Consider the following 12416-nt stretch of genomic DNA (forward strand, 5'->3'; position numbering starts at 1 on the left):
TATCTCCGATTTTAGCCAGGAAACTGGAAAATAAAACTAAAAAAAAACTATCTTAAGTTTTTGAAAAAGTTGTCTTAACAAAGGGTCGCATCATAGTTCCATTTCCATTTCACAAAGAGTTTGTAATTGCCAAAGCCTTAAATTATGGAGATACATAATATCAAAAGCTTTCATTGGAGCAATAGATGAACCAATGTATAAATTGTGTTCTATGCCATCAGTCTTGAATCTTTCATAATAGTGAGGGAAAATGTTTTGTGCTTCTGTTTGTTTTTCATCAAGAACTCCCGCGAGTTTTTTATTAATAATTGAAAGTGCGTTATCAAATTGTTTTCTTGCATGATAATACAATCCTGACTTTTCATCGAGACTATCAAAGTAACTTTTCTCAGCCGCACCATTTTCAGCGTTTTTAAGAACAGGATGAATTTCATTTTGGATGTACAGCTGAATCTGTTGTTCCGTATCTGCTTTTAGAGGCAAATTCAATTGATCTAAGAGCGATTTTAATTCGAATCTACGTTGCTCTAATAATAAAATATTAGTATCTGACTCGTGATTTTCGAATATTTCAATCAGTGTGCTTAATTGCTTTTTTAAGTCCTCTTTTACGGTTTTGTTTCGGTGTTCTGATGATCCTTTGATATCAATTTGACCATATAAAGGAAATACTTCTTTGAAAACAATTTCTTTGAAGATGTAACCTTTATTTTGACGATTTGTTTCGAAAAATTTTAAAGCTTCTTGTCTAAATTTCCAATATACGCTAGGATGAATGGCCGTATATTCTCTTTGTATTATAGCTTCAATTTGGTTTTGCTTATCTAAATTATGACGTTCTGTAGTATCAATTAAATAAGGTATAATCAGGTCTAGTTTTCTTGCATTAAGACTGTTGAGTTCTCTTTTATTTGGTGAAACTAATTCAATAATGCCTAGAATAACGTCATTTTTCACAATAGGACAAAAAATGCAACTTCGAATATTTTGTTTCAATAAATGTTGTCCTAATTTTTCATTACCGGGAACTAATGCAAAATTTTCAACGTTTGCAATCGATAAAGGCTTTTTGTCTTTTAATAATTTTTCGAAAGAACAGCCAAAAAACTCATTATTACAGTTTATTTCACCGTCAGCAGATAGTATAAAGCTGCCGCTACTTTCATCGTTATTGTAAGTAGTCTTTACAAATTTATCTTGTTCTTCATCGTAAATAATCATTCCAACTTTTAGATTTGGGTTTTTGAATATGGAGCGAAAAATAGATTCAAAATTATCTTGAAGCGTTATTAGTTCTATTTCCGGTTTTAATAGATTACTTTTTAGATTTGAAATCGCACTTTCAGTAGTGGCATCAAATAAAACAGCAATTCCGAAACCTTTTAGTGTCCAACTATTCACTGGAAATTTCTCTTTCCACAAAGCGATATTATCACAATTATCCATCAACAAGTCAATGTCGTCTTGGGAAATAGGATTTACGTTATCAGTAGGTTGAATTTCTAAAAAATCAGCGTTATATAAAATCCTATATTGATTCATGACTCCGTTTTCACTTGGAATATCATAAAATAAAGGATTGTTGTAATCAATATTTTGTCCGTAGAATTGATTTAAAATTAACGTACAGCTCATAATGTAAAACTGATGTTCGTCTAGATTTCTTATAGACATGTCAAATGCGATACCGGCTTGTTGTACAATTTTTTTAAAACGTTCTGTGTAATTAAAAGTGAAATTTTGAAAAGGAATAGTTACTGCTTTAATCTCGTTGTTAGTTAAAGCGGTTGGAAATAGATCTGCCAGTAAGTTTTTTATTAAAGTTTCATTATCGTTAATTAAATTTAAATCTTCAATTCCTGTTCTAAATTCAGGAAATGGTTCAATCTCTTTTAGTAAAGCTTTTGCATAATTAGCCCGATAATCCACATCAGAAATAGAGATTTCTTCAAGCGCTTCAATAAGCTTATGAAAAGAGATCATTGTCTTGAAAGGGCTTTCGGTAAAGAATTGATGTGTCATTTTCTATATTTAGAAAGGTAAATTTACAAATAATAATAGTTTTATTACTCTTTCAATTCGACTGTTGTAACTTCCAAGATTTTAAATTTTGATCCTTTAAACAAAAAAATCCCCAAGCAATTAGCTACTTGAGGATTCATATTATTTTAATATCGACTATTTACAAAAAGTTACCATTAGGACTTTTCTTCTTTGTTGAAATATACAAGGTAGTAATACATTTGCTTTTCTTCGTCCCATCCTTTTTCAACGTACTTCTCGGCACTTTCAGGATTAATGAAATCCATTTTAATTTGGATATGGGTGTCTAAATTAATTACGTTTTTAATCGATTTACGAGCGTCAGAAACTGCTGCATTCGCAATAGGAAAAGAAGTTATATCTTCAATACTATACTTTTCTCCCTTGTCTATTTTATAATTTTTAAACTCTGGAATTAAGTCGGGATTGTCTAAAACTTCATTTAGAAATTCGGTCTCTTCAAATTCATCATTTTTGGCAAAATAATTAACAGAGCGATTCATAAACATTACTTCCTCCTTCTTGTCTTCAGCGGGGAAAACAACATCTTTAGCAAAGTTCTGACAGAATTTCAGATACTTCTTAGTAATGAAATTTTCATCTTCAAATGCATCCACAGAAAGGAAATGCTCTAACCAATATCTGGCATCATAACGGTTGCTATCTACTGTCAAAATTTTATATCCTTCCTCTTTTTTATAGTTAAAGATCAAGCAACCTTTGTCAAGTTTGTTCAAACTAACACCTTGTTGCAAAATCATTTCTAAATGAGAAGCTTTTTCTTCAAACTGTAAAAAGTCAGCTTGAATTTCACTTTTGAAAATCCCTATCGCATCAACAACGTTGTTATCGATACTCAAGTTTGTTAAATAGGTAACGTATACTTCACCATTTTTAATATGAGGATGATTAGATTGCTCAAATAAATGATTTGTTATTTTTTTTGAAACTTCATGAATAGTTGCAGGATTATCAAAAACTTCCGTTGCGAACTTGAACATATCATTGTAATCCAAATCAATTTCGTGAGCAAACTGAAAATAATTTTCCTCTTTTTCTCTAAATGGTTTAAAGAAAAATTCTTTCATTAAAGGTACAATTTCATCATTCAAGCTAAATGGCTGTTCTGATAAAAAAATAGCTTCATTTCTACTTTTATTACCAACTCTATGAATTGATAAATTTTCGATATGTGTATTATATAGGTTGATCATATTATTAAAGTTTGAGAGGTAGGTTTTGAAATTGCTTTTATTTACACAAATGAATAAAAGTTTTTATTAAAGGTGTTTTGTGCAAACAAAAAAGCTTTTCGTTATTATAGCAATATTTATTTATAGTTCGCTTAGCTCCCTTTCCTTTGGAGAGGGTCGGGGAGAGGAATTAATTCCAGTTCTCCTCAAAACCGAAGTCTTCAAAACTATCATCTCCTTCAAACATGTCTAGATCATCTTCATCTAAACCATCTTCATATTCGTCATTGTAATCATCGGCATTATCGGATTCAAAATTTTTCTCCATTGCTTCATCAGGAATTTCTCCATGAGAAAATATAGTTTCTGGATATGCATTACCTGTAACAGGCTCTTCAATAGCAGCTAATTCAATAAGGAATGTCCACATATTAATGAAATCGTAGACATAGATAATCTTTGTGTTTTGTTTGTCTAAAATATCAGATAAAGCGTAATCACTCATTATTTTTTGCTCGCCAGGAACATCTCCAGTATCAAAAAGAGAAATTTCATCTTCCTGATTCCAAGTCTCGTCGCAAGTGTAGAAAGAAGCAACATCCATCCCGTCAAAACCGAAAGAATTGAAAATTGCGTTGTGTAAATCCTCTAATGTATCTTCCTCATGTATAGCAATATCTCTAAAAACATCATCTTCTGCGTCTAGTATCACTCTAAATTTGTAAACCATAATCTTTCCTGTTATTTTGAAAGGTCAAAGGTAAAATTTAATTTTAGATTTAGTCTTGAAGTTTTGTTACAGATTTGCGATTTGTTGATAAGATTTTTGCTTATGAATATGAAATTAGAAGATTAAATAGGAATGTTTTTCAGACTCAATGAGTTAGTGAGAATTCTATTTTCATCCTTTTTTCTATTAACAAAATTTATTTATTCTGCTCTCCGATTTCTAAAGGCTCTAGAAATTCTCTTTCTGAATTTGTGGTATTTTTTATGGTTGGGATAAAGTCTATTGTGCGCCATATTATTGGTGATTAACGCCACTGCAAGTAGAATAAGTGATCCGCTGAGTACAGGGGAAAGAACGTATAAATAACCTAACTCTTTCACTTTTTCGGAACCAGCAATTGCAATCAAAGCAGTCGCGCCACCTGGTGGATGAAGTGTTTTTGTTATTTGCATTAATACAATTGAGGAAGCGACTGCAAGAGGAGCAGTTAACCATAAGATATCGGGCAAGAATTTATAAACAGTCACTCCAATAATGGCAGAAATCACATGACCGCCAATAAGATTTCTTGGCTGAGCCAAAGGACTTTGAATAACTCCATAAACTAATACACTAGAGGCGCCAAACGAACCTATTAAATAAACCATATCCGACTTTGGGAGTACTTGGGATTGTAAATAAGCTATAATCCCGATACCAACAAATCCACCAATAAAAGCCCATAAATGTTCTTTGAAATCGACAAGTGTTTCTTTATAAAGAATGTATTTTGTTTTGCGGTAATTTCTCTTGATTTTGTGGATCGATGACATAAGTAGTTATTTTGCTAGACTAGGAGAATAAGTGTATACAGTAAATGGATATAATAATTTTGCCGTATATTTTGAAATTAAGCAAACTACTAAAATGGGTAGAAATAGGGTATAATCATTGGTTAAACCGCAAACTAAAAAAATGGCTGTAAAAGGCGCGTGAATACTTGCACTTAAAACGGCAGCCATACCAATGATCATAAAATTTAGCGGAATGACATTAGCGTTTAAATATTTATTTAAAAGTAAAGCAAGCAATATACCTAAGAAAGCACCAACAAATAAGCTGGGCGCAAAAACACCTCCGTCACCTCCTGCAGCTAGCGAAGCAGAAGTAGCAATAGGTTTTAATAATGTTATTCCAAAAAATGTTAACGCTAATGATAAAGTTAAGACAGTATCATTTGAGTCAAGTAAAACAGTTTTAATCGCATGATATCCCTCTCCATATAATTGAGGGAATAAAAAAAAGGAAACACTTAAAATTGCTGAGCCTAATATGATTTTGTAATAAGGCTCGCTTATTTTGGAGAATCTTGATTTAAAAAACAAAACACATCGCGTTAAATAAACAGAGTATATTGCAGCTAAAACTCCTAATAGAATAAAATAGGGAGCTGCTTTTAAATGCCAAGTTGTGATATTAACCGTAAACAATGGTTCTTCATGTAATAAATAACTAAGTGCAGAGGCGATTGATACTGCAATGACAGTAGTGAGAATAAATGCTCGCGTTAATTTTTTAGAAATTACTTCCAATGAAAAGAGAATTCCTGCAATAGGACTACTAAATAGAACGGTAATACCTGCGGCTATTCCGGCACAAATTAGTTCTGTTTTGTATTGTCTAAACATATTGTGCTTTCGCTGCGCAACTGCTCCTATAGTTGCTGTCGCTACAACGGTAGAAACTTCAATTCCAGTAGATCCACCAGAAACGACTGTTAATAAACCATTTATAAAATGGGAAGGAATCTTATAACTTGGTAGGTTTTTAGTTTTTGAATCTACACTTTCAAATATTTCTTTAATCCCTTTATTTTCTTTCTTTTTGAATAAATATTGTCGTAGAAAAAAGATAATGGAGAATCCAAAAACAGGGAAAACTATAAAAAATAAGGAGTTAGTAGATGCTCGATGAAAGAATATAGCTTCGTAGTATTCAGTCGCATTTTTTAAAACTATCCCTAAAAATGCAGAGAGAAATCCAATCAAAATGGAAACTATTACTAATTTTTTAAACTTAATGAATTGGTAATTTTTTTTAATTTCGGCATTTGTATTCATTGGATCGAAGTGCTAAACTTTGGTTGTCCTAAAACAAGAAAATATATTGTTAATAAAAATAATTCTACATCACAAAGTTAAAAAAACAAAACCACAAATGAATTCAATTAAAGTTCATGTTACACTATTTTATGATTACCGTATTTTTTTAGCTAAGAAAAAAACAATTATTTATTATTTTTTTGTAAAAACAAGATTAATTAATAAATTTTCTCAAAAAAAAAGCCTAATCTATTGATTAGGCTTCAGTTTCTATTTTTTTTGTTCAGAGCATAACCCTACAATTTCATGAAAAGTATTATGTAAATCAGTGATGGACTTCACAACATCGGCGTCAGATCCATTAGATTTAATAAGTTTATTTAGCGCTTTACTCTTCATTTGTAAATGTTCTGCAGAGACAAGTATAGCATCAGTTTTAAATTCTACTGGAACTTCTGATTTTAATAATTGAGCTGCTTTATTCATCATTTCTTCCGAACGTGCTTTTATTGGAGCCAAATCTCCTTCTTCAGCTGGATGAAAAGTCTCAGACATTACCTCGTGAAATTCTTTAATCGCTGGCCATTTGTCAAAAGTAGACTGTGCCGAAGCAGTATTAGCAACAAATACAAGTAAAAACGCCAACAGTAATTTAAAATGTTTCATAGTTTTATAATTTAGTGATTAATATAGGACTGAAATAAACTTAGTTTTTATTTTTCTAGATTTAACTTTCTAATAACTTTCGCAGGATTTCCTACTGCTAATGAATTGTCTGGAATGTCTCTTGTAACTACAGAGCCAGCTCCAATAACACAACCATTTCCTATCGTGACACCAGGGCAAATAACCGAATTTCCGCCTATCCAACAATCGTCACCAATAATAATAGGTAAAGCATTTTCTAATGTCTTGCGCAATTCAGCATCAAGCGGATGTGTTGCAGTGTATAATTGCACTCCAGGAGCGAAAAATACATTGGAACCTATTGTCACTTTCGTGCAATCTAAAACAACGCAATTGACATTGAAGTAAACGTTTTCTCCGCAAATAATATTGTATCCATAATCACAGAAAAATGGAGGTTCGATATAAAGATTAGCGCCAGCATTCGGGATTAACTCCTTAATGGTTTCTCTCGCTTTTTTAGTAATTCTATACTCAGTTACATTTAATCGATGCAGTAAGTTTTTAGATTTTCTGCGGTCTTTGACTAGTACCGGATCACCTGCTAAGTAATATTCTCCAGCGATCATTTTCTCTTTTTCAGTAGTCATAGTAATAATTTTGATTGTTGTAAATGTAAAAGAAAATGAATCGTATTACAACTCATCCTCATTTATTGACACTTCAGTTAATAAGTTTTTCGCAGCAGTGATTCCTTAAATATATTTGCTTCATCAAAAACCAAGTATTATGAAAATCATTTTTATCTTAAGTATCTTTCTAATAACGACAAGCTTATTCTCTCAGACTATTATTTCTGGAAAAGTTATTGATGAGAAAGGAAAAGCTGTTGCTGGTGTAAATATTTTTATTGAAGGAACTTACGATGGTAGTTCGAGCGCTGAGGATGGTGCTTTTAGTTTTGAAACTAGTACAACTGGAAACCAAATTTTAGTGGCTAGTTTTCTTGTTTTCGAAACATTAAAAACTAAGATTGATGTTTCCAATTTTCAAAATATAATTTTAAAACTGAAAGACAACGTTAACGCATTGGATGCAGTGGTAATTACAGCTGGAACTTTTGAATCAGGTGGGAAAGCAAAAGTCTCCGTTTTAAAACCTTTAGATATCGTCACTACTGCTGGTTCTGCTGGCAATATTATTGCAGCTCTGCAAACTTTACCTGGAACACAAAACGTAGGTGAGGACGGTAGATTATTTGTGCGTGGTGGAGAAGCTAACGAAACGCAAACATTTGTAGATGGCATTCGGGTATCACAGCCTTATGGCGCTTCAGCTCAAAACGTACCTACTAGAGGTCGGTTTTCTCCTTTTTTATTTGACGGAATCTCATTTTCTACCGGTGGTTACTCTGCAGAATATGGCGAAGCATTGTCCAGTGTTTTATTACTGAATACTAAAAATGAAGTTGATTTTAATAAAACTGAAATTTCCGTAATGACTGTGGGTTTAGGTTTAGGAAATACTCAAAAATGGGAAAAAAGTTCGTTGAGTGTAAACGGTTCTTACATTAATTTAGCGCCTTATCAATATATAGTGAAACAAGATGTGGACTGGAATAGTCCTTTTCAATCTTTATCTGGCGAGACTGTTTACAGTTATAACTTTACCAACGGAATTTTAAAAGTGTATGCCGCATTTGATTCTTCAAAGTTTGATATCAATCAAGAAAATATAAATTCACCAAACAAAATAAGAGTAAATTTAAATAACAATAACTTCTACTTTAATACTTCTTACAAAGGAGTTTTTGGTGAAAACTGGCAAGTAGTTTCAGGGATTAGTTACGGAAACAGTCAAAACAAAATTAAAGTTGACTTAGATGATATCGCTAATGCGGAAAATGCAGCACATTTCAAATTTAAATTAATAAAAAATCTATCTAACAGAATTAAAATGTCTTTTGGAGCTGATTATTTCATTACGAAATTTGATGAAGACATCGGTTTAAACGCTGGAACTTTGAACTCTATTGGATACAATTCGAATATCGCAGCTGTATTCGCAGAATCAGATATTTTCTTTTCTAAGAAGCTAGCTGCTAAAATAGGTGTGCGATTTTCACATAATGACTTGTTAGAAGAATCTGCATTTGCTCCCCGAATTTCATTAGCGTATAAAGTGGCAAAAAATAGTCAAGTATCATTGGCTTATGGTGATTTTAGCCAAACTCCAAATTCTGATTATATCAAATACTCTAAATTTCACGAATTTGAAAGTGAGAAAGCATCGCATTATATTTTAAATTATCAGTTCAGCAAGAATGGAAAAACTTTGATTGCTGAAGCGTATTATAAAGCGTACAACAATTTAGTAAAATACAATACTCCAAGTATTCAGTATAATTCTAATTTCAACAATGACGGTTTTGGGTTTGCCAAAGGCTTAGATATATTCTGGAGAGACAGCGAGTCAATTAAAAATTTAGAGTATTGGATTTCCTATTCATACATTGACTCGGAAAGAAATTACAAAAATTTCCCAACGCAAGCAACGCCAAGCTTTATCGCAAATCACAGTTTGTCCTTGGTTACAAAATACTGGATTGGAAGTTGGAAATCACAAATCGGATTTACTAATTCCTTTAGCACTGGAAGACCCTACAATAATCCTAATGAATTGGAATTTATGAATGGGAAAACCAAAGCTTATAATAACTTGAGCTTTAACTGGGCGTACTTACTATCACAACAAAAGATTTTGTATTTCTCTGTTTCCAATGTCTTGGGCACTCAGAATGTTTATGGTTACGATTATGCAAAAAATCCCAATTCAAATGGTGTTTATAATCGGTCAGCGTTAACTCCGGCAGCAGATCGCTTCTTCTTCGTAGGCTTCTTTTGGACATTAAGTGCAAATAAAAAAGACAATCAATTGAAGAATCTTTAATTTGGAATTTTAAAGGTTCTATTCTGTCAAAGAGTCAATTAGAATTAAATTCTCTACGCAATCCTGCTGAAATCCTTTATCTCTGTCATTTGAAAAAAGATTATTTATGCGCTACTTCATTTATTAATTTACAATTATACAATTCATCCTCAAAATTCTACAGTTCAGTAAGTAAAAGTTTTTTAAGAGTTGATTCCGCAATACTTTTGAAATAGAAATAAAGAAAACAACAATAAAAAATAATCCTTTAACAACTAGAAATCATGACTAAAATTATTACTACCATCGCATTTTTTGTTTGCAGCTTATTATCGGCTCAAGGCCAATTTGAACAAGGTATGGGAAAAGCATTCCAGCTTTGGGGACAAGGTAAAAACACTGAAGCATCTGATATGTTTGAAAGAATTTCGGCTGTAGAAAAAACAAGTTGGTTACCTAATTACTATGTAGCATTGATAAATACAACAGCAGCTTTCCAAACCAAAGATAAAGAGCAAATTAATTTATTATTGGCAAAAGCACAAAAAGCGTTAGATTTTGAAATGGTGAAAAACCCCAACAATGCTGAATTACTAGTAGTGCAAGCAATGATTCATACAGCATGGATTGCTTTTGATCCAATGACAAATGGACAAAAATTATCTGGAAAAGTAATGGAATTGTATGCTAAAGCTCAAGCAATTGCTCCAGAGAACCCTAGAGTTGTTTTCGAAAAAGCGGAATTTGAAATTGGTGCTGCTAAATTTTGGGGAACAGATACAAAACCAATGTGCGCACAAATTGAAAAAGCTATTGGACTTTTTGCTACTTTTAAACCTGAAACAGCTTTTTCTCCAACATGGGGATTAGACAGAGCAATAGTCGCTGCAGCGAATTGCAAATAACAGAACAGATAATGGAAAATCAAAAAATCAAGATATTTACAGATTTTAATAAAGGGTCGAAAGTTTGTTTAAAGATCAGCTTAATTTTTACTTTAGTATTTTCAATAGTTCAAATGAATTTTGAATTGGAAAATGTACTTAGAACGTTCTTGATAAGTTCCCTGTATTCTTTTGGAATCGGTTTCGGTAACGGAATGATTAATGTATTTTTAGATCGAAAGTGGGACTGGCTAGAGCAAACTAATCTTCGAGTATATTTTGGGATAATTACAACCATCGTGTATACAGTTCCTGTTGTTTTGTTAATTGACTATATCACTTTTGTTATTTTCCAAAACTTAAAATCTGATCAATTTTTCAGCGAAAGAATGATTTTTGTGCACCTATTTTATATTGTTTTATCACTAGGTGTTTCTGTTTTCATACATGCGAGAAGTTTTATGGTTAACTGGAAACACGCATCGAAAAGAGAGGTTATTGAGCATAAAATTATAGCTGGAACTGCTTCGGCTAAGTTTGAGAGTTTGAAAAACCAAATTGACCCTCATTTCCTTTTTAACAGTCTTAATGTTCTAAGTTCATTGATTGAAGAAAATCCAGAAAACGCCCAACGATTTACAACATCATTATCTAAAGTGTATCGCTACGTTTTAGAACAAAAAGATAAAGAATTAGTAAGCGTTTCTGAAGAATTGGCTTTCGCCAAAACCTATATGAACTTATTAAAAATGCGCTTTGAAAATAGTCTTTTTTATGAATTGCCAGCAACACCTATAAATCCCGATGCTAAAGTGGTACCACTTTCATTACAGCTTTTATTAGAAAACACGGTAAAGCATAATGTAGTGAGCGAGCAACGACCGCTACACATCAGAATATTTATTGAAGATGGCTACTTAGTTGTAGAAAATGATTATCAAAAAAAGGAAGTTTTGAAAGAGCGCCAAGGTGTTGGACTTGAGAATATTATTAATCGTTATGCGATTATCACGAATAGAAATGTTCGTATTGAAAAGAATGAAAAGATTTTTGCCGTAAAAATACCGGTTTTAACTAAACAAATTACAGTTATGGAAACAAGAACTAAACACAATGAAGACAACTCCTACTACCACGCTAAAAAACACGTAGAGGAAATAAAAGGATTTTATGGAAACTTAATATCCTACTGCTGCGTTATCCCATTCCTAATCTACATCAATTTAACTTATTCGCCACATTTTCATTGGTTTTGGTTTTCTGCTGCTGGATGGGGTTTTGGAGTGATAATGCACGCTTTAAAAGTTTTTGGATATGGGACTCATTGGGAAGAGCGAAAGATTAGAGATATTATGCAAAAGCAAAATAGCAATGAGTCTTTTAAATAAATTTGAGTCAAAATTCATAAAAAGTCAACTAAAGTAATGTTTCATGTACGAGTTGAAAGTTATTATTTTAATGCATTATGTTGACAAGCATTGGATAGAAAAAAAGAATAGCACAAGAAAAATAGTAGTAGATACTAAAATATAAAATATAGTAGAGATGAAAAGATTAGACGATAGAATGTACAATAGTGATCAATTTGATAGAAATAATCCAGATCCACAATACGAGATTGCATATAAAAGAGTAAAAAAAATTAAAGGATTTTACACGCATGTAATGGTTTACATTTTAGTGAATGCTTTTCTAATCATATCAAGCACAAGTGGGCAGTCTTTTCAAAATGGTGATTTTTTGAATTGGGAAACATACTCTACGGCATTCTTTTGGGGAATTGGACTTTTAGCACACGGGCTATCAGTTTTTGGAAGAAGTCTATTTTTTGACCAAGATTGGGAACAGAAAAAAATTAAAGAATTTATGGAGAAAGAAAAGAGTACCAAATGGGAATAATTCGCGACAATTTTTTATATTAATTTTGAGA

11 protein-coding genes are annotated in these 12416 nt (G+C 32.0%); 4 read left to right on the plus strand and 7 right to left on the minus strand.

Annotated features, from left to right (window positions below):
• Positions 1-90: 90 nt before the first annotated feature.
• The 7 genes from RCH19_RS10495 to RCH19_RS10525 form a co-directional block, all read right to left on the minus strand.
• On the minus strand, positions 91-2022 hold the full coding sequence (locus RCH19_RS10495; protein ID WP_343023182.1) for a GAF domain-containing protein: 1932 nt from the start codon (positions 2020-2022) through the stop codon (positions 91-93).
• A gap of 176 nt (positions 2023-2198) precedes the next feature.
• Positions 2199-3257, minus strand: coding sequence for a nucleoid-associated protein (locus tag RCH19_RS10500; RefSeq protein ID WP_343023183.1), 1059 nt, complete (start codon positions 3255-3257; stop codon positions 2199-2201).
• Between the two features lie 169 nt (positions 3258-3426).
• Positions 3427-3966 (minus strand): hypothetical protein, encoded by a 540-nt coding sequence (locus RCH19_RS10505; protein ID WP_343023184.1) that lies wholly within the window; start codon positions 3964-3966, stop codon positions 3427-3429.
• Positions 3967-4166: 200 nt separating this feature from the next.
• On the minus strand, positions 4167-4778 hold the full coding sequence (locus RCH19_RS10510) for an HPP family protein (RefSeq protein WP_121924349.1): 612 nt from the start codon (positions 4776-4778) through the stop codon (positions 4167-4169).
• 6 nt (positions 4779-4784) lie between these two features.
• Positions 4785-6065 (minus strand): chloride channel protein, encoded by a 1281-nt coding sequence (locus tag RCH19_RS10515; RefSeq protein WP_343023185.1) that lies wholly within the window; start codon positions 6063-6065, stop codon positions 4785-4787.
• A gap of 252 nt (positions 6066-6317) precedes the next feature.
• Positions 6318-6713: a hypothetical protein gene (locus RCH19_RS10520; protein ID WP_343023186.1), complete on the minus strand. Its 396-nt coding sequence runs from the start codon at positions 6711-6713 to the stop codon at positions 6318-6320.
• 47 nt (positions 6714-6760) lie between these two features.
• Positions 6761-7324: a sugar O-acetyltransferase gene (locus RCH19_RS10525; protein WP_343023187.1), complete on the minus strand. Its 564-nt coding sequence runs from the start codon at positions 7322-7324 to the stop codon at positions 6761-6763.
• Between the two features lie 139 nt (positions 7325-7463).
• On the opposite strand from RCH19_RS10525, the gene RCH19_RS10530 reads away from it, so the two are divergent.
• The 4 genes from RCH19_RS10530 (at position 7464) to RCH19_RS10545 (ending at position 12385) form a co-directional block, all read left to right on the plus strand.
• Positions 7464-9623: a TonB-dependent receptor gene (locus RCH19_RS10530; RefSeq protein ID WP_343023188.1), complete on the plus strand. Its 2160-nt coding sequence runs from the start codon at positions 7464-7466 to the stop codon at positions 9621-9623.
• A gap of 263 nt (positions 9624-9886) precedes the next feature.
• Positions 9887-10507 (plus strand): hypothetical protein, encoded by a 621-nt coding sequence (locus RCH19_RS10535; protein WP_343023189.1) that lies wholly within the window; start codon positions 9887-9889, stop codon positions 10505-10507.
• A gap of 11 nt (positions 10508-10518) precedes the next feature.
• Positions 10519-11874, plus strand: a complete 1356-nt coding sequence (locus tag RCH19_RS10540; RefSeq protein WP_343023190.1) for a histidine kinase — start codon at positions 10519-10521, stop codon at positions 11872-11874.
• Between the two features lie 157 nt (positions 11875-12031).
• Positions 12032-12385: a 2TM domain-containing protein gene (locus RCH19_RS10545; RefSeq protein WP_343023191.1), complete on the plus strand. Its 354-nt coding sequence runs from the start codon at positions 12032-12034 to the stop codon at positions 12383-12385.
• The last annotated feature ends 31 nt before the right edge of the window (positions 12386-12416 follow it).

Origin of the sequence: Flavobacterium sp. PL12, assembly GCF_039123485.1 — a bacterium.
Classification (GTDB): Bacteria; Bacteroidota; Bacteroidia; order Flavobacteriales; family Flavobacteriaceae; genus Flavobacterium; species Flavobacterium weaverense.